The sequence below is a fragment of the Clostridium sp. LIBA-8553 genome (assembly GCF_057782465.1).
On record NZ_CM173489.1, the window covers coordinates 1212296 to 1230792 of the forward strand.

18 protein-coding genes are annotated in these 18497 nt (G+C 27.1%); 14 read left to right on the forward strand and 4 right to left on the reverse strand.

From position 1 onward, the window contains the following. Position 1 precedes the first annotated feature (1 nt). From AC2JAQ_RS05255 to AC2JAQ_RS05290, 8 genes are all read left to right on the forward strand, one after another. Positions 2–2218: a dynamin family protein gene (locus tag AC2JAQ_RS05255; protein ID WP_488458252.1), complete on the forward strand. Its 2217-nt coding sequence runs from the start codon at positions 2–4 to the stop codon at positions 2216–2218. A 1-nt stretch (position 2219) separates the two neighbouring features. Further along, positions 2220–4511 carry a dynamin family protein gene (locus AC2JAQ_RS05260; protein ID WP_488458253.1) on the forward strand — a complete coding sequence of 764 codons (2292 nt, stop codon included), beginning with the start codon at positions 2220–2222 and terminating at the stop codon, positions 4509–4511. Further along, positions 4487–5542, forward strand: coding sequence for a hypothetical protein (locus tag AC2JAQ_RS05265; RefSeq protein WP_488458254.1), 1056 nt, complete (start codon positions 4487–4489; stop codon positions 5540–5542). The genes AC2JAQ_RS05260 and AC2JAQ_RS05265 overlap by 25 nt, the downstream gene beginning before the upstream one ends. Before the next feature lie 24 nt (positions 5543–5566). Next, a complete protein-coding gene (locus AC2JAQ_RS05270; protein ID WP_488458255.1) occupies positions 5567–6475 on the forward strand; it encodes a hypothetical protein in 909 nt (302 codons plus the stop codon). Between the two features lie 13 nt (positions 6476–6488). Then, a complete protein-coding gene (locus tag AC2JAQ_RS05275; RefSeq protein WP_488458256.1) occupies positions 6489–6905 on the forward strand; it encodes a hypothetical protein in 417 nt (138 codons plus the stop codon). Positions 6906–6987: 82 nt separating this feature from the next. Next, the gene (locus AC2JAQ_RS05280; protein ID WP_488458257.1) at positions 6988–7218 is read left to right on the forward strand and encodes a DUF4318 domain-containing protein; all 231 of its coding nucleotides are present in this window, start codon (positions 6988–6990) and stop codon (positions 7216–7218) included. A gap of 147 nt (positions 7219–7365) precedes the next feature. Then, a complete protein-coding gene (locus tag AC2JAQ_RS05285) occupies positions 7366–7596 on the forward strand; it encodes a DUF4318 domain-containing protein (RefSeq protein WP_488458258.1) in 231 nt (76 codons plus the stop codon). A 310-nt stretch (positions 7597–7906) separates the two neighbouring features. Next, positions 7907–9055 carry a GNAT family N-acetyltransferase gene (locus AC2JAQ_RS05290; RefSeq protein WP_488458259.1) on the forward strand — a complete coding sequence of 383 codons (1149 nt, stop codon included), beginning with the start codon at positions 7907–7909 and terminating at the stop codon, positions 9053–9055. A gap of 108 nt (positions 9056–9163) precedes the next feature. On the opposite strand, the gene AC2JAQ_RS05295 is transcribed toward AC2JAQ_RS05290, so the two are convergent. Then, a complete protein-coding gene (locus AC2JAQ_RS05295; protein WP_488458260.1) occupies positions 9164–9559 on the reverse strand; it encodes a MerR family transcriptional regulator in 396 nt (131 codons plus the stop codon). A 109-nt stretch (positions 9560–9668) separates the two neighbouring features. Here AC2JAQ_RS05295 and AC2JAQ_RS05300 point away from each other — a divergent pair, with 109 nt between their 5' ends. Together AC2JAQ_RS05300 and AC2JAQ_RS05305 are read left to right on the forward strand one after the other, a co-directional pair. Continuing rightward, complete coding sequence (locus AC2JAQ_RS05300) at positions 9669–10529, forward strand: aldo/keto reductase (RefSeq protein ID WP_488458261.1); 861 nt, start codon at positions 9669–9671, stop codon at positions 10527–10529. Between the two features lie 333 nt (positions 10530–10862). Continuing rightward, positions 10863–11594: a class I SAM-dependent methyltransferase gene (locus AC2JAQ_RS05305; RefSeq protein WP_488458262.1), complete on the forward strand. Its 732-nt coding sequence runs from the start codon at positions 10863–10865 to the stop codon at positions 11592–11594. A 50-nt stretch (positions 11595–11644) separates the two neighbouring features. Here AC2JAQ_RS05305 and AC2JAQ_RS05310 read toward each other — a convergent pair whose 3' ends face one another. Together AC2JAQ_RS05310 and fmt are read right to left on the reverse strand one after the other, a co-directional pair. After that, positions 11645–11968: a DUF3784 domain-containing protein gene (locus AC2JAQ_RS05310; RefSeq protein WP_488458263.1), complete on the reverse strand. Its 324-nt coding sequence runs from the start codon at positions 11966–11968 to the stop codon at positions 11645–11647. A 174-nt stretch (positions 11969–12142) separates the two neighbouring features. Then, positions 12143–13096: a methionyl-tRNA formyltransferase gene (fmt, locus tag AC2JAQ_RS05315; protein WP_488458264.1), complete on the reverse strand. Its 954-nt coding sequence runs from the start codon at positions 13094–13096 to the stop codon at positions 12143–12145. A gap of 330 nt (positions 13097–13426) precedes the next feature. On the opposite strand from fmt, the gene AC2JAQ_RS05320 reads away from it, so the two are divergent. Together AC2JAQ_RS05320 and AC2JAQ_RS05325 are read left to right on the forward strand one after the other, a co-directional pair. Next, positions 13427–13711, forward strand: a complete 285-nt coding sequence (locus AC2JAQ_RS05320) for a bacteriocin immunity protein (RefSeq protein ID WP_488458265.1) — start codon at positions 13427–13429, stop codon at positions 13709–13711. Positions 13712–13929: 218 nt separating this feature from the next. After that, entirely contained in the window at positions 13930–14670 is a 741-nt protein-coding gene (locus tag AC2JAQ_RS05325; protein ID WP_488458266.1) for a flavodoxin family protein, read from the forward strand. 210 nt (positions 14671–14880) lie between these two features. On the opposite strand, the gene AC2JAQ_RS05330 is transcribed toward AC2JAQ_RS05325, so the two are convergent. Beyond that, positions 14881–15201: a bacteriocin immunity family protein gene (locus AC2JAQ_RS05330; protein WP_488458267.1), complete on the reverse strand. Its 321-nt coding sequence runs from the start codon at positions 15199–15201 to the stop codon at positions 14881–14883. A gap of 463 nt (positions 15202–15664) precedes the next feature. Here AC2JAQ_RS05330 and AC2JAQ_RS05335 point away from each other — a divergent pair, with 463 nt between their 5' ends. Next, the gene (locus AC2JAQ_RS05335) at positions 15665–16441 is read left to right on the forward strand and encodes an ABC transporter ATP-binding protein (RefSeq protein ID WP_423239494.1); all 777 of its coding nucleotides are present in this window, start codon (positions 15665–15667) and stop codon (positions 16439–16441) included. Continuing rightward, positions 16431–18470: an FtsX-like permease family protein gene (locus AC2JAQ_RS05340; RefSeq protein ID WP_488458268.1), complete on the forward strand. Its 2040-nt coding sequence runs from the start codon at positions 16431–16433 to the stop codon at positions 18468–18470. The genes AC2JAQ_RS05335 and AC2JAQ_RS05340 overlap by 11 nt, the downstream gene beginning before the upstream one ends. Positions 18471–18497 lie beyond the last annotated feature (27 nt).

An 18497-nucleotide genomic window follows, 5' to 3' on the forward strand; every position in this document is an offset into this window, starting at 1 on the left:
TGTGGACTTAAAAGAATACAAAAAGAAAAAAGAGATAATTATAGAAAACATAGAAAATGCAATTAAAGAAATTTCAGATGAAAGATTAAAAGAGATTTTAAATGATAAGTTAGAAAAGATTAAGAATGATAAATTCATAATATCTGTATTTGGTCACTTTAGTAATGGTAAAAGTACCTTTTTAAATGCTTTGATGGGATTTAAGGAATCAGTTTTAAAAGAGGATGAATCAGCTAGTACAGCTACTATAACAAGACTTAAATACGCAGAAGAAGACAGATTGAGAAATAAAGCAGAAATAATTTTCAATGATAATACTAAAAGAGTAATAGATGCAAATGAAGTCGATTATTACACAGCTAGAAATGAATCATATGATGTTGAACATAAGATAAAAGAGGTTATTTTATATTTAGATTCAGAGCTTTTAAATGATGGTGTTGAAATAGTGGACACACCTGGTTTTAACTCCACATATAGTATTCACACTGAAATTGCTAAGGCACATGTTGCTAATTCAGATGCATCAATATTTTTATTTAATTATAACAAACCTGGAACAGCAGAAGAATTTAGCTTTTTAGCTGATGTAAAAGAAAGAATGGATAGAATTTTCTTAGTATTAAATAAGATAGATTTAGAGGATAAAACAGAGAGTACTGTTGAAGATACCATAATAAATTTAAAAAATAAGATAGATATTTATGGAGCTGATGTAGACTCTAAGATTGTTTATCCAATATCATCTAAATTAGAAAAAGAGTACTTAGAAAGGAATGATGAAGAAAAGAGAGAAAGAGGAAGATTTAAAGAGTTTAAAGATGATTTACTTTCTTATCTTACAAGTGAAGAAAATATAAAAGACAGACTTCAAGCTCCTTTAAAGAGTTTACTTTCAGAAATTATCTTATTTAGAGAAGAAAAAAAGAAGCAATTAGAAGTTTTAAACCTTGATGATGATAAATTAACTACTGAAATTAAAAATATAGAAGAAGAGATTGAAGATTTAATTGAAAACTTAAATTCAAGAAATAAGGAAATAAGAAAATTAGTAAGAAGCAAAGTTAGAGATTTTGTTTCAAGAATTGAATCAAGCAAAGATGCTTTAAATGATGATTTAAATGACCAAATAAAGGATTATAAAACGAATTTCTCTATGAATGAAGATAATTTTAATGTTATGTTAGAAGAGTTTGATATTAATATAAGAAAAAAAATAAGAAATTCAAATGAAAAATTAAAAAGAGATATTACAGAAATAATTGATATGAATATAGATGATGAAGCTAGTTATGATTCATTAATAAAAAATCTTAAAAAATCCATAGAGATGGAAATTAATATTTCTACAAACAGTGAAGTTGAATTTTTATCTTCAGAAAATGAAGCTATAAAAAAATATGAAGAACAATTAAGAAAAAAGGAAGAGGAGTTAGAAGAATTAGAAGAAGAAAAAAATCAGCTTAGAAAAAAAGCTAAGGAAGTAGAAAAAGCTAATTATGAGTTAGAAGAAATTAAAAAAGAAATTAATATACTTAAAAAGCAAAAAAGAGAAACAATTGAAAGCATAGGTTATGCACCTATAAGGAAAGTTGAAAAAACTGAGGAGGTAGAAGTTAAGAGAAAAGGTATTTGGGGTGCAATCGTTAGGGTATTTGTTGGAGATAAAATGGTAGATAAACCTGTGTTATGTGAAGATAGAACAGAGCATGACAGTAAAAATCAATCAAGAGAAATGGCTGAAAATTACTATGAAAAAGAAATGAAAAAGATTAAAGATGCTTCTGCCGATATGGAGGAGCTAGTTTCAAATAACTTAGATGCTAGAGAAAAAGCTGAAGACTCTAATCGTAAATTTATGAAAACACAAAAAGAAGTTTTTGAAGGACAAAGAGATTTTGAAAGAAAAAAAATAGAAAATGAAATAAATGTTTTTGAAGTAAACAAAAGAAAGTTTAAAAATGCCATAGGCGAATATATAGATGAAGCCTTCGATTCAGCTAAAAATGGAATAGATGAGAGAGCTTTAATAACTATTGCACAAGAGTCCTTAAGTAATTTAGCTAATAATATTGATAACAAAAAAAAATATTTAGAGCAAATTAGAATGAATGAAATAAAAGGGGATAGAGATAAGAAAATAAATGAAATATCCAATGAAATTTTAGTTTTAAACAGGGCTTTTGAAATTTTAAATAATGCTAAGGAGGAAATCTAATATGAAAATAGAAGAGTTAAGTAAATTTGGAATTGATAATAAACTAGTAAAAGAGTATTTAGATAAGGTTAAAAATGGAGAGAAAATAATTGCAGTAACTGGAAGTTTTAGTTCTGGAAAAAGTACATTTATAAATGCTTTTATTGGAAAGGAAAACTTTTTAGCTTCTTCAAATATAGAATGTACTCCTGTTTTAGTTGACTTAGTAAATGAAAATTCAGATAAAATTCTAATTAAATATAATGATGGAAGAGAAGAAGAAGTTGATTTAACTGAAGAAAATATAAAATTTTACACTAGGGACAAGGATAGTTATGATAAGGAGATCTTAGGACTACAAATTCCTTGTGATTCAGAATTTTTAAGTTCAAAGGTTCATTTTATTGATACTCCAGGGACAAGCACTCCTAAAATAGAGCAGGAATTAATAACAAACGCAATATTAAAAAAATCTGATATAGTTTTATATGTTTTTGATACAGTAATTTCTCAAGCAGATTTAGATAGAATAGAATTTATAAAACAGTATTCAAACCAAATAATATTCATAATGACAAAGATTGACGAAACAATAGATGGGGAACTAGTAAGCTTTTCAAAAGATAAGATAAGAAAGTTAAGTGAAGAAGCGACAAAAGAAATATCTAAGGTTTATGAGAATCCTTCTATATTACCTATAAGTTCAAAATTAGCTTTTAAAGAAACAGAGTTAATAGATGCTATTAGAGAAAAGGTTAAAATTATTGTTGATAGAAATAATGAAAAAAAATTAAAAGAAAACGCTAAGAAGCAAATAAAAATTATTTTTGAAGAGAGATTAAATGAGCTTAAGGAAGAAATAAGTGTTGAAGAACAGTTATTCTATCTAGATTTAAAGAAAAGTAATAAAAGTGAAGAAAAATTAAAAAGAGAACTTGAAAATTTAAAAATAAGTAATGATAGCGCTATAAATGAGTTAAACAGAATAATAAAAGAAAATAAAGATAAAAATGAAAGAAAGCTTTCAATAATATACGATGATGCTATGAATAAAATTCTTAAAAATATTGAAGGATATGAAGATATAACTGAAGAGGATGTAGACTATGAAGTAGAGCAAGTTTCAAAATATATAAATATAGAAATAAAAAAATTCTTAGATAATAGTGTACAAGCTATTGTAAAAGATGTTTACGATGAGAATAAGAAAGCTTTAGAACAAATAAATACAGATTTAGGAATAAAAATAGAATCAGATATAAAAATGCCTAGTATAGAGGAAGTTGTCTTAGAAAGCAGAGAAATAGATTTTCTTAAAGATAGAATTCATAATGCAGAATCAGAAGTAGCAGTTACATTAGAAGAGATAAATTATATAGAAGATGATATTAAAGAGCTTAATGAAAGATTAAATCACAATAATGAGAAGCAAGAAGACATTAACAATGAAGTATTAAAAATGGGAACATATACAGCTAAATATAATGAGGTTGTGGAAGAAGGATATGGAGAAATGGGAAGGAGAGTTGGAAGTGTATTTGGCGAGATAGCTGATACTGCACTTATATTTGCACCAGGAGTTGGTGTTTTAAAAACTGCAGATAAAGTTAAAGATGGAATGAAAATAGCAGAATATGCAGCAAGATCAATGTTATTATCAGCAGGAAAGTTAAACAGAAAAAGAGGCAAAAATGGTGGTAAAGTTATGTCTATTCTTAGTATCCTTTCAATCTCAAAATATGCAGGGGATTTAGGAGAATTTATTGGTGAGGCTATAAAACCAACTAAAGTAAGAAATGTTGAGGATGAAGAATATAAAAATGCTTGGAAAGCAGAAGAATATAGACTTAAAACTTTAAAAGATAATTTACTTAAAGAAGAAAACAGGATAAATGAAGATTTTGATAATTGTAGAATTTCAACGGATGAAGCTAAGAAGAAAATTATAAAACTTCAAGAAGAAAAGAGAAGAGCAGAAGAAGAATTAGCAAGAGTTATGGAAGAAAGAGAACAAGAGCAAGAAAAACTTACAAAAAAACAAATAAAAGACCATTATAAAAAAGAGGTTGAAAAAGTTCTTTCAAATGAATTTGATGAATTAAAGCCAGCTATTGATGAAGTTTTAGGACAAGTTTCAGAAAATACAATAGTTATATCAACAGAGCAATTTAATAAAAAAATAGAATCACTAAAGGAATCAATAGAAAGAGTATGTAATGAAAGAGATAAAAGTGAAGAAGTTTTAAATGAAAGAAAAGCTCTTTTAAATGAATTGAAAGGATATAGTGAGTGGATAGATTCATGGATAGCGTAGATATAATTGTAAAAAATTTAGAATATCAGAAAAAATATCTTTACGATATTTACAATCAATATATTTTTTCTAATTTACAGGAAACTTTATCTGAAGTTGCTATAACAAGTATAGATGATGAAATTGAAGTAAATAAAAATTTAAATATAGTAATTTTTTGTGATGAATTCAATGGGATTTTAAAAGAATTATTTTATTTTGATGAGATTAACTTAGAAGATTATGAAGAAGTTTTAATAAAAAAATCTTATATAAATAGTTATGAGATAGATGGTCATAAGATAACTTTAAATTTACTTCACTCATATTTATTAAGAGGAGCAGTGATAAAGTTAATAAAAAAAATCAATATAGAAGCATTAGAGGATGTATCCTTATTAATATCCTTGAAAAAGATTAATCTTTTTAATAGAAAGTTAGTAAGTAAAGCAAATATTAGAGATGTTGAAATAAAAGATTTAAATGAATTAAAAGAAATTTTAAATAAATTCAAAGCCACTTATTATGAAGAAAAGTTTATAGATGAAAATATACCAAATAAAGGTGAAAAAGAGTTTATAACTGATAATAATATAGACTTAAATGGAATCAAGGTTAGTATAAGCCTTGATTTCATTAAAAAAATAATGGAGAGTAAAGGAGATTATTTAGAATCACTAAATTTATTAGAAAAGAGTTGCAAAGAGGAATTTAAAAAAGTATCTAATAATATTATCAAGGATTATATAAATTTAAATTATAAAAGTGAAAAAGAAGACCTATTAAATCTAAGCTCTGAAGAAAAGAAAAAATTATTTAGTACAATGTATTATTTAGTAAATATACTTTTAGAAGGTTTAGAGAATTTAACCAATTCACTAAAGAAAATAAAAGAAGAACTGGTTAAGGAGTTTGAAGATTTTGATAACAATTTAAGCAAATCAGAAAAATATATAAAGATAATGGAAAGCAATATTTCTGAATTTGATGAAATAACTTCTAAGCAATTAAATGATTTTAAAAATGAAATTATCAATTTACATGAATTTTAAAAACTTAAAGGAGAAGGTTACATAATGATAAAAGTAGGAATAAAGTCTGTTCTTATAGGATTTATAGTTACAGCATGTATAAGTTTAATATACCCAATAGATCAAGTAAATGTATTAGCAGGAATTAATGTGGCACTTATTATAGCAGCATTTATAGCATTCTTTGTAGATTATAAGAAAAGTTTAGAAAAAGAAAATAATAATCTGATTTTTAAGGAAGAAATTAAACAAATTCTAAAAGATAATAGTATGTTATATGAAATTCTAAAGCAATTAAAAGATAGAAAAGAATTAGATACTATTTCACAGGAGCTTAAAAATAGAGCTGAATTAAATACTATTATAGATAATCTAAAAGTTTTAGAACTTAATAGTAAAAAAGAACAAATGGAAGTTTTAGAAGCAATAAGAGATAGAAAAGAGCTAGAGGCTATAATAAAAGAACTTAGAGATAGAAAAGAGTTAGAAGATATAACAAGGGAACTTAAAAATAGAGCTGAATTAAATGAACTTATAAAAGAAACAAAAGATTTTAAAAATTTAAGTAAAAAATTAAAAGATGAAATTTTAATAGAGATTAAAAACAAAGAAAAAGAAGAAGAAATAATAAGCGTTATAAATAAGGGAATAAAAACATTAAAAGCTAATAATGGAGAGAATATAGTTGAAATCATAGAAGATTTAATGAAAGAGGTATCACAAAAATTTGATGATAACAAAAAAACAAGGGAAAGATTAATAAATGATAACTTCGATTCAATTATAGAAATTGTTGAAAAAGTTTCAGAAAATGCAGAGCAACAATTAAATCATTATAAAGAAACTACAGAGACTGTTACAAAACAATTAGATGGTGTTGTTAAAGAAAGTGGAGTAAATGTAAAACTTATAAAAGATAGTTACAGCATATTAACTTCATTAATGGAAAACTAAAGTTGGTGTATATATGTACGATTTAGAAAAAAATATTGAAGAGATAAATAGTTCAAGAGATAAGCTTTTAAAAAAATTAGAGGGAAAAAGAAAAGTTTATGAAAAAGAAATTAATAGAAAAAAGAAACTTGAGGAAAAACAACTTCTTAAGCTAAAAGAAAAAATTAAAGATGAAAAGTTTAAAAAATTATACAAATCCAATAATAAACAAGTAGAAAATGTAGTTGAAATTCTTAGAGATTCAAATCTTGAAGTTCTAGAGTCAATAGATGTGCTTAAGAAATTAAATAAAATTTCTGATAATGAGATAAAAAAATACGATACTGAAAAAAATAAATTAATACAAGAGTTTGTATACAAGGCAAGAAAAAGTAATATATTATATAATGATGTTGATAAATTATTAGTATATTTAGATCACATTCTTTAAATTAAATAAAATTAGTTAAGAAATTCTTTGTTTAAGGGGAATAAAGATAAAAATTAATTTTTATTAAGGGGGATTAGAGACTATGCCTAAAAAGTGTTTTTTAATTGACCTAGATGACATGCCTAAAACAGATGATGATATTTGTTTAGAGGTTGCAAAGTATTGTGGAAAAAATAATTTGCCATTTGATTTTATTAAAAGAACTTCACCTGTAATTGCTAAAATTAAAGATAATAATTATGAAATTACAAAGAAATATCAGACTGGTAGATTTCTTAATTATTGGGTTTTAAGGTGCAAAGCAGTAAATTAAGGCTCATTTTTTATCTTTTAAAATTTCCAAGATCTTAAAAGAGCTAAATAATAATTATATAGCATATATAATAGTTAATTTGAGGATTATTTTATTCAATATAGAATAAACTTAAAAATTAATTTTATTAATGGGGGATTAGAAATTATGTTTAAAAAAGGCTTTTTAATTGACTTAGATGTTGAACCTAAAACAGATGAGGACATTTGTTTAGAAGTTGCAAAGTACTGTGGAAAAGATGGTTTACCCTTTGAATTTATAAAAAGAACTTCACCAGTAGTTGCTATGATTGAGGGGACTAAGTATGAAATCAAAAAGACATACCATAATGGCAGGATGCTTAATTGTTGGGTTTTAAGCTGTGTGGAAATAGATTAAATAAAGTTGAATTATATTAAAAATGGGCTTTTATGAAGGCTCATTTTTTTTATTTTAATTAACTTTATAGTATCATTTGTCTTGAATAATTCAGAACTTGTGATTATGCTAACTTTAAATCAAAAATTTTTTAAGATGATAATACTAAAAGGAGCTTTAGGGAGAAATAAATAGACTCCTTAATAAGATATTGATTTTCTTAGTGGCAATAGTATAGACTATTTTTATAATTAAATATAGGATGAAGAGTAATATTTTTATGATAATAAAGTTTTCTTTTAAAATATATTGATTAATAAGGGAGAGAATTATGGGGAAAGAATATTTAAAAGCAGATGAAAATGATTATGAGGAGTTAATTGACTTTATAAATTATGTATTTAGTCATTCAGGTGAAAGCACTGATTTTCTATCATTATTGCCTAAATTATATAAGAATAAGGATAAAATTAAGTACCATCATATAATAAAGGTGGATAATAGGATAAAAGGGGTAGTAGGGGCATTTCCAATAACTTTAAGAATATTAGATGAAAAGGTAAATGTTGTAGGAATAGGAAGTGTATCAACTCATCCTTATTCAAAGGGCAAGGGATATATGAAGGAGCTTATGAACAAATCTATTGAAGAGATGAAAAAGGACAATGTTGATATAAGCGTTCTTAGTGGATATAGACAAAGATATGAATACTTCGGATATGAGCCTTGTGGACAACAAATAAACTTTAATATCCTAGATGTAAATATAAATTATAAGAGCAATGAACTAATTGATGAAAGAATAAGTATTAAATTATTAGATGAAAATGATCATACTATAGTAGAAAAAGCATATGAACTTCATTCTAAGAAAAATGTAAAAGTAGTAAGGAAAAAAGAAGAGTTCTTAGATACATTAAAATCATGGAATTGCAGAATTTACTCTGTGTTTAAAAATGATGAATTCATTGGATACATTTCAGCAAATAATGGATTTATTGATGAAATAGTTGTAGAAGACAACAGTGATTTGAATCTTGCCATAGCTTCATACATAAAAACTTTCAAACATAATGAAGTAAACTTAAGGATTCCAGTGTATGAAATAGAGAAAATATCACAGCTTATAAAGATATGTGAAAATTACTCCATTACAAAAAACAATAACTTTAGAATATTTAACTATGAAAAGATAGTTAGGATAATGCTAAAACTAAAAGCTACGTACTCAAATCTAGAAGATGGGGAGTATAACATAAGCATAATAAATTATGGAGTTTTAAAGATCAAAGTTCACAAAAACAATGTAGAAGTTAAGAAGGTTCAAGAGGAAGCTCATATTGAATTAAATGAGCTAGAAGCAATGGAGTTTCTATTTTCTCCAATAAAGCCATACTTTAACTTCAATAATGAGGTTCCAAACTTTTTAAATAGCTGGCTACCATTACCTTTATACATAGAAGGTTTAGACTGCGTATAATAGATAAAGTAATAGCTAAGAATGGTCTGTATTAAAATAACTCATTAATAAAACTTATAAATATATTCCAAGAATTACTGGATGAATAGGTACTTTAAATAAAAGTACCTATTTTGTATTTATAAGATTGCTAAAATACTTTGTTTGTCCATTTAATACATCATCATAAAATTGTTGCTTTGTGTCAATATATGCAATACAATCGTTGATTTCATTAAGCTTTCTTAATAATGCTTCTTTTTTCCTTGTAAGAATTATTTTTCTTTCTGGAATAGAAGATTCGCCTAATAAACATAAATTTACATATTGTTTCATTTCAGAAATGCTCATCCCACATTGTTTCAGACAAGAAAGGCTTTTTATCCATGCAATATCTCTATCATCAAAAATACGATAGTTGTTTTTATTGCGTTTCACATTAGGTATTAGACCTTCATTGCAGTAATATTTTAATGTTTCATAGGGCATATTTACTTCCTTACATACTTCTTTCATTGAATACATTGAGTGCCTCCTATAAAAATTTTTAAAAAAGTATTGACCGGTAGTTACTACCTGGTTTTACAATATCATTGTATTCAAGAAACAAAGAAAAATCAAGGAGTGATGTATTATGGAATATGTAACATTGAGTAATGGTGTTAAAATGCCTAAATTAGGATTTGGGGTATTTCAAATTTCAAAAGAGGAATGTGAGCGTTGCGTATTAGAAGCAATTAAAATTGGCTATAGACATATTGATACAGCACAGTCTTATTTTAATGAGGAAGAAGTAGGAAATGCTATTTCTAAATGTGAAATACCACGTGAGGAACTATTTATTACTACAAAAGTGTGGATTGATAACTATGGATATGAAAAGGCAAAAGAGTCTGTCTTAAATTCTATGAAAAAATTAAAAACAGATTATATTGATTTAGTTTTGCTTCATCAGCCCTATAGTGATTATTATGGTGCATATAAAGCCTTACAAGAATTATATGGTGCAGGGAAAATTAGAGCAATTGGCGTAAGTAATTTTTCTCCAGACAGATTAGCAGATATAGCAGCATTTAATGAGATTGCACCTCATGTCAATCAAGTGGAAACAAACCCACTTCATCAACAGTTAGAAGCACAAAAAAATATGGAAAAACTAAATGTTCAAATGGAAGCATGGGCACCTTTTGGTGAAGGAAGAAACAATATGTTTCATAACCCTATATTAAAAGAAATTGCAGAAAAGCATAACAAGTCTGTTGCACAAGTCATATTGAGATGGCTTATGCAAAGAAATATTGTAGCATTAGCAAAATCAACACACGCAGAAAGAATGAAAGAAAATATTGAAATTTTTGATTTTGAACTTTCTAATGAAGATATGAAGAAAATCAGCCAATTAGATACAGAAACAAGTTTATTCTTCAATCATCAGACACCAGAAGCAGTAGATATGTTTGTAAATATGATACAAGATAGAAAAGACAAGATTTAATCAAGAAAGATATACATCAAAAATCACTCATATTAAGATAGAGATTTTTATGGTATTATCGCTTTTCTCTTAATAGATTTATATTATCAGAATATAGCTTTCCAAGAACCTTTTGAGTCAACAATGCTTTAACACTCTTGATAAAACATGAATAATAAGTATATTTACTAAAGTAGAAAAGAAATGACTAAGTTCATGATAAAATGCTATAATATAAAAATAAAAAAGAGGTGAGAGAAGATGTGTGGTGGTATTATTGCTCAAAAGATTGCATAAACCCATGTAAATAATAATATGATTAGTTTTTATATATTTGCATGGGAGGAATTTAAAATGAAAGAAAATAAATATGATAATGAACAATTTTTTTTGAAGTATGGAGAAATGGCACGTTCTAAAAATGGTTTGCAAGGAGCAGGTGAATGGTCCGAATTACAAAAGATTTTACCAGATTTTCATCACAAGAAAGTTTTAGACTTAGGATGTGGATATGGATGGCATTGTAAATATGCTGCTAATAATGGAGCAAGCTATGTACTTGGAACTGATATATCACATAAAATGCTTGAAGTAGCCAAAGAGAAGAATAATCATAAGAATATTGAATATCAGTGTACAGCTATGGAGGATTTAAATTTTCCAGATGAAGCATTTGATATAGTCATTAGTTCTTTAGCCTTTCATTATGTAAGAGATTTTGAGCCTTTAATATCTAAAATATCAAAATGGATAAAAAAAGGGGGAGAATTTGTTTTCTCTGTTGAACACCCTGTTTTTACATCTTACGGATCTCAAGACTGGTATTACGATAAAGAGGGAAACATACTTCATTTCCCTGTGGATAATTACTATTATGAGGGTAAACGTGAAGCTGTATTTTTAGGAGAAAAAGTCACAAAATATCATAGGACACTGACAACCTATCTTAACACTTTACTTCAAAATGGATTTGAGTTTCAACATATTATTGAACCAAAGCCACCAGAGGAAATGATGGATATAGAGGGTATGAAGGATGAGATGCGTCGCCCTATGATGCTACTTATTTCAGTTAAGAAGAAATAGTATATTAAAATTTTAGGCAGTAAATCATATTGAGCAAAAGTCATTATGATTTACTGCTTTTTACATGTAAAAAAGAAGTGATAGCAGGACAATAACAAGCCAAGAATTGTTATGGCAACTTGAGTAAGCATTAAAGCATAATAATACTTTTCATTTAAAAATATACTAATTATTGCAATAAGTATTACCCCTAAACCTGTATAGAATATATCACTTCCAACAAAGCTAGACACTGCATTCTTATCATGTTTTTCTTCATCATAGAAGTTAAGAATATCTCCTGCATTAAAGAACTTTATTATTCCTCCAATAAAAGTTAATATTCCACCTCCTAAAAAGGCAAAGATTAAGATTCCAATTAAATCTGGTTTCATAAAAAACTCCTCCCCATATGAGTTTAAATTATTGGCTATGTTTTAATATAGTGTTGAAATATAGCTAAATAAAAATTATAGGTGGGATTGTCCACCTATAATGCTCAATATACGAATATTATGAACCAATAATCATAATATTGTAGTACTATATAGACTATTAATCAATTATGATTATGATAATATAATGCCTTTTTCTATTTTATTTCCTTTTAAAAATTCTTTTACCTCAAGAGGTTTCCCACCTGGAAACTGTAATATTTCTATAATCAGAATACCGTTATTGGTGGCGACTGCAATTCCTTCATTATTTGCTTCTATAATATAACCAGGTGGTTTAATAATATTTGACTCTAATGATTTGGATTTGAATATTTTAATTGGAATATCTTTATAATAAGTGTAAGCAGTTGGCCATGAGTTTATATTTTTATATGGCCAAGAACTTAATCCTCTTATTAAATTATGTATGTTAATACTACTATCATTCCAATTAATCTTTGCCATTTGCTTGTTTAACATCTGTACATAAGAACTTCCATCACTCTGTTGCTTTACCCCAGAAATTTTACCAGTGACAATTCCATTTATTGTTTCTTCTAATAGTTCAGCACCGTTTATTTTTAATAAATTGTACAATTCTCCTGCTGTCATAGATTCAGGTATGTCAAACTCACTTTTCATAAGCATATCACCCGTATCTATACCAGTATCCATTAGTATAGTTGTATTTCCAGTTCTTATTTCCCCATTTATTAAACTCCAATTTATTGGTGATGACCCTCTATACATTGGTAGGAGAGATGCATGTAGACAAATACATCCAAGTCTTGGTATGTCAAGTATCTCCTTAGTTATTATTTGACCATATGCTACAACAATGATAAAATCAGGTTTTATTTCTTTTAATTTCTCAATAATTATAGAGTCTGTTTTTATTTTTTCAGGTTGAAAAATTGGAATTTGATTCAATAGTCCAACCTCTTTAACTGGTGAAATTGCTATCTTTTTTCCTCTTCCACTTGGTTTATCAGGTTGTGTTACAATCGCACTTACATTATATTTCTCTATCATTTTCTTCAATGAGGGAACTGCAAAATCAGGAGTTCCCATAAAAACTATTTTCATTATTCATACCTCCCTTTGATACTACAAAATATCACACATGTTATATTTTCCCTTAGAAAATCTAAATTCTTTAACTTCTTGTTCTACCTAAACACTATTCTATCTATATTGTAACCTATTTCACTATTAAATATCCATTTTTAACATTTGTTTAATATATAGACAAATTATTACATATATTTTTCTTTTAAGCTGTAATGATTTAAGACACTTAATCAGCTCTCTTTAATGTCTCAAAGAATTTCTATTATCTAAAATATTATGATAAAATATAAGAAAATTCAATATTTTACATATAAATGAAGTTGATAATAAAAGGGGCGTAATCAAATGAATAAAAAGTATTGTGAATTAATTGATGAAATACAAAAGACATTAGATGATAAAGAGGTTAAAAGCAATGAAGAATTAACTAAGCTTTTAAGTGAATATAAAGAGGCTTTAGAGAATGGAGAAGAGTATAAATTAACTTGTACAAAGTTAACTAATGATATTACAAGCTATGTAAGATATAACAAGTTTAAAGCTCCAGAAGCAGTTTTAAATCTATATAATCATTTAGCAAATGTTGCAGCTAAATATAGGGGATTATCTTCATTTATTACATGGTTCTAAGACTTCAAACTAAGTATAAAGTTAAAGAGTAATTTCATAATAGGAAGAGTCTTAATTGTTGGATTTTGAGTTGTAAAAAGTAGATTAAATTCGTACTGGTTGTAGATTCATAAAGTTTGGTATAACTATACTTTATGATATTTGAAATATATGAGAATAAATAAGAGGGAAGAAAAATAAGAGATATTAGGTGAATTAATGAAAATACGGGGGTAATTATGAAGAAGGTTCTTTTAATCAATGCAAGTAATAGAAGAAAGAACACATATAAACTATTAAGTTCAATTGAGGATATATTAAAAAATAAGGGATATGAAACAGAACTTATAAGTTTGTCTAATTATAAGATAGATTTTTGTAAAGGATGTGAAGTATGTATATTAAAAGGGGATTGTTTTCTTAAGGATGAATCTAAGATTGTAATGAAGAAAATAATTGAAAGTGATGGCCTTGTAATAGGCACTCCTGTTTATTTAAATAATATGAGTGGAATATTAAAGACTTTTATAGATAGAACTTGCAGCTGGTTCCATAGAAGTGAGGTGGCACAAAAACCAACTTTACTTCTGGCTAATACACAAGGATCAGGATTGAAAAATACAATAAACTCCATAGAAGAGGCAATGATTCAATGGGGAGTATCTTTAGGAGGAGCTATTACAAGAAACGGTAGAAGCTTTAATAAGCCCATAGAAGAAAAAGAAGTGGCAGAGTTTATTAAGTTAGTAGAATCTTCTGGAAGATCCTATTCACCTAGTTTCAAAGAAATTTACACCTACAATATTCAAAGAGCCTTAGCAAATAATGTTTTCTCAGTAGATAAAGAATACTGGATTAATAAAGGATGGATTCATAATGCCTATTTTCCAAGAACTAAAATTAATCCAATCAAAAAGTTATATGGAAATGGATTATATAAACTGTTAACCAAAGTAATAAAGCCAATTGAACAAGAATAAAAAACTTTTTAATAGAACTTACAAACATATTCTCTTCATACTGTTTGTAAGTTCTATTATTAAGTTAGGTTTGAAGAAATATCTAAAATAAAAACTTACCTTGATAAATTATATTTTAACTTTGATATAACATCATTATTAACTTTCTATAGATAATGAAACTCTAATTGCTTATTAAGATAGCCTTTGCTCTATATCTAGAAATCAAAACTAACCTAGGATAGTACCAAGTACTGCCAAGCCACGACCTAAATTCTCTTCAAAAAATCCAGTAGTGGAAATATCCATATAAAGTTTACCAACCTCTTTGCTAAGTGTTTCTTTATTATTAAATTTCTTAAGAGATAATTGGCGTAAAGATTCTGCTAATCTCATTACTTGCTTTTGGAAATCTTTTCCTCCTTCAACTGCATTCTTAAATTCAATTAATATAGAACGCTCATCATCAGGTGTTTCTACATTTAAAATCAAATCATAAACTCTAGTTAATAAAGCATTTTCTGCTTCTATTCTTTTTTCTTTTTTACTCAATTTAATTACCTACTTTCTACCCCAATATTAACCTATGTAGATAGGGAATTCATATCTTTTAAAGGTTCTGTTTTATAAGTAGTGTTTATCAATATAAATAATTACCTACATATAATTGAAAAAGTTTATTTCCTAAATTTAGAATATTGATTTATTAGAATATAAAACTTTTAGGTTAATAATTCAAATTACTTTGATTATTATATTGATAATTAGAATCTAGTTTTAAAATCTAACTTCAAGTAAGCTACATAGTTGAGTAGTTTTTTATTAAAAGTTAAATATTTGAAATGAGAAAGTCATAATAAATTATAGCTTTTCAGAGATGAATTTGATTTATGTACATAGTAATAAAAAAACCTTTCATTAACTGTAAGTTTTATATGGAGTCATTGTTTTGTATAATGAACTCAAAGATACAAGCTAGAAAAACAATAGGGTTAGGAAAGGGAGAGAATAAAGCATGGTAGAAAAGATATTAGAAGTGCAATCATTATGTAAATGTTATGGTAAAAAAGGTAACATTACAAAGGCTATAGATGGAATTAGTTTTCAAGTTGTAGATGGAGAGTTTGTTGGAATTATGGGAAGTAGTGGTTCTGGAAAGACAACATTACTTAATTGTATTGCAACAACTACTAGTCCAACTGAGGGAAAGATTCTTTTAAAGGGTGAGGACATAGGAAGTTTTAAGGGTAAGAAATTAGCAAATTATAGAGGAAATCGTATAGGATATTTATTTCAAAACTTTGAGCTTATTGATAATTTAAATGGTAGAGAAAATATAATGCTACCAATTGCAATCCACAATATGATGGGAAAAGAAGATGAAAAAAGAATTGATGAAATCATAAAGTATCTAGAGATTGAAGAAGTCATTGGTAAGTTTCCTTCAGAAATGTCTGGTGGACAAAAACAAAGAGTGGCAGCTGCTAGAGCTTTAGTTTTAAATCCAGAAATAATACTTGCAGATGAGCCGACTGGTGCTTTAGATTCAAAAAATGCAAAGCTATTAATGGAGAAGTTTTTAGGGTTAAATGAAGAACAGAAAGCAACAATTTTAATGGTAACACATGATCCAAATGCAGCTAGTTATTGTTCAAGAATTTTGTTTATTCAAGATGGAGTTATTTTTCATGAACTTAGAAAAAGAGTTCCAGAGGAATCACAACAGGATTTTTATAAAAGAATCATTGCAGTAATGGCTCAGTTAGGGGGAGGAAGTGCAAATGTTCTTTGATTTAGTTAAGAAAAATAGTAAGCAAAACAGAAAAGAAAATGGTATCTTCTTTGTCTCATTAATTGTGTCAATAATAGCATTTTACATTATCTTGTCCTTAAAAAATCAAGATATAATACTATTTCTAAAAACAATGGAAAGTGATGCTATTAGCCGTTTATTATTAATAACTCCAGCTTTATATGGAGCTTCATTATTTATTTTATTCTTCTTGGTGTACTTTGCAGGCAAGTATCAGTTAGAGAGAAGAAGTCATGAACTTGGAATGTATTTAATGCTAGGAATGCGTAGTAGCAAATTATTTTCAATGCTTTTATTAGAAGAAATATGGAATAGCATTATATCACTTGTTATTGGAATTCCTATAGCTATTTTCCTATCAGAAATGATTAGCATGATTACAGCTAGAGTAGTTGGACTTGGTGTTATAGGACATAAATTTTCATTTTCTATTGAAGCAATATTATTAACAATGGTTGGGTATTTTCTTATTAGATTAGCAGCATTATTAATATTAAGTGGAAGCATTGCAAGAAAGGATATAACAGAGTTATTATCACCTTCTCAAGAGGAAAAACACAAGGTTCATAGTAGAATTTTTATTATAGCAAAGTTATTACTAGGAGCTTTAATGCTAGTTACTGCTTATGGATTAGCTATTGAAGGTTATGCATGGGAATCACTTAAGAACATGGGAATAACTATTGTTTTAGGGATTATAGGAACATTCCTTTTCTTTAATGGAGTTGGAATCGTATTTGAAATTATTCTTAAAAAGAGAAAAGATAAAAATGGTTTAGAATTATTTACATTTAGACAGTTACAAGAAAATGTATTTTTAAAATCAAACTCTCTTGCTATCTCATCTTTACTGGTTTTATTAGCACTTTGTTGTTTTGGTTATGGGGTTTCTGTAAGTTTTAATTCAAGTTCAAAAAATCAGCATGTACTAGATTATACTTTTAAGGGAAATGGAGAAGAAATAAAAAAGGAGCTAGGTAAAGAACCATTAAAAGATTATATCAATAATGTCTGGGATGTTAAATTAGGAATGATAAAGGAAGATGGAGAGTTTTCTGCAAAGAATTTAATAAAAACAGTAGAAAAACAAAAGGATTCTGAGGGGAAAGATGTATTATTGAACAATCTTCAGTACTTTGAATACCCATATTTAATTTCTTTGTCAGGATATAATGAGATTTTAAAGACTGCAGGAAAAGAGCCAATTAAGCTTGAAAAGAATCAAGTAGCATTATTTAATGGATTAGAATTTTCTTATGGAAATACTGCAGAAATTTTAAGAAGTGTCCTTAAGGATAAATTAAAGGTAGAGATAAAAGGGGAAGAATATGAGCTTGTAGGAAATCTCTATCAGGATAATATAGTTACAGATAGATCTATAAACATAAGTTATGGATTGATTGTTTCCGATGAAGATTTTAATAAGCTTATAGATGGAGATTACAGCTCTTATTGGAATGCAACTTTAAATGATAATTTTGTAAAAGAAGAAGGCTTAATGCAAGCAATTTTAAAAGTAAACAAATTAATTGATAAAACAGGATTGGAATATGAAAGTTATCTACAAAATATGGGAAGACAGCTATTTTATAAGGTAGCAGCTAGCTATACAACAATTTATCTAGCCTTAATTTTCTTGATTATTGCCAATACAGTTATAGGAATTCAATTCTTAATGCAGCAGCAAAAGACAGGAAGACGTTACCAAACTATAGTGCGTATTGGAGGAAGTTATAAAGAACTATGCAAATCAGCCAGAAAGCAAATAAAGTGGTATTTTTCCCTTCCAATAATAGTTTCAGCAATTGGAAGTATATTTGGCATAAGAGCACTGTTCTCAGGAGTTGCTACAGCAGAGATGAAAACTCAAATTACTTCATTAATGATAATTGCATTACCTACAATCATTATCCTTTGTGTGGTAGAGTTTACTTATATTATTGCAGTAATGAGAATAAGCGACAAACAAATATCAAAGCTTATGGATACTAAAAGAGAAGATAATTAAAGGGGATATATCAAAACTTAGATATAA

Coding starts and splice junctions, on each gene's coding strand:
- AC2JAQ_RS05260 (WP_488458253.1), top strand. CDS start 2,220: ATGAAAATAGAAGAGTTAAGTAAATTTGGAATTGATAATAAACTAGTA.
- AC2JAQ_RS05270 (WP_488458255.1), top strand. CDS start 5,567: ATGATAAAAGTAGGAATAAAGTCTGTTCTTATAGGATTTATAGTTACA.
- AC2JAQ_RS05275 (WP_488458256.1), top strand. CDS start 6,489: ATGTACGATTTAGAAAAAAATATTGAAGAGATAAATAGTTCAAGAGAT.
- AC2JAQ_RS05280 (WP_488458257.1), top strand. CDS start 6,988: ATGCCTAAAAAGTGTTTTTTAATTGACCTAGATGACATGCCTAAAACA.
- AC2JAQ_RS05285 (WP_488458258.1), top strand. CDS start 7,366: ATGTTTAAAAAAGGCTTTTTAATTGACTTAGATGTTGAACCTAAAACA.
- AC2JAQ_RS05290 (WP_488458259.1), top strand. CDS start 7,907: ATGGGGAAAGAATATTTAAAAGCAGATGAAAATGATTATGAGGAGTTA.
- AC2JAQ_RS05295 (WP_488458260.1), bottom strand. CDS start 9,559: ATGTATTCAATGAAAGAAGTATGTAAGGAAGTAAATATGCCCTATGAA.
- AC2JAQ_RS05300 (WP_488458261.1), top strand. CDS start 9,669: ATGGAATATGTAACATTGAGTAATGGTGTTAAAATGCCTAAATTAGGA.
- AC2JAQ_RS05305 (WP_488458262.1), top strand. CDS start 10,863: ATGAAAGAAAATAAATATGATAATGAACAATTTTTTTTGAAGTATGGA.
- AC2JAQ_RS05310 (WP_488458263.1), bottom strand. CDS start 11,968: ATGAAACCAGATTTAATTGGAATCTTAATCTTTGCCTTTTTAGGAGGT.
- fmt (WP_488458264.1), bottom strand. CDS start 13,096: ATGAAAATAGTTTTTATGGGAACTCCTGATTTTGCAGTTCCCTCATTG.
- AC2JAQ_RS05320 (WP_488458265.1), top strand. CDS start 13,427: ATGAATAAAAAGTATTGTGAATTAATTGATGAAATACAAAAGACATTA.
- AC2JAQ_RS05325 (WP_488458266.1), top strand. CDS start 13,930: ATGAAGAAGGTTCTTTTAATCAATGCAAGTAATAGAAGAAAGAACACA.
- AC2JAQ_RS05335 (WP_423239494.1), top strand. CDS start 15,665: ATGGTAGAAAAGATATTAGAAGTGCAATCATTATGTAAATGTTATGGT.
- AC2JAQ_RS05340 (WP_488458268.1), top strand. CDS start 16,431: ATGTTCTTTGATTTAGTTAAGAAAAATAGTAAGCAAAACAGAAAAGAA.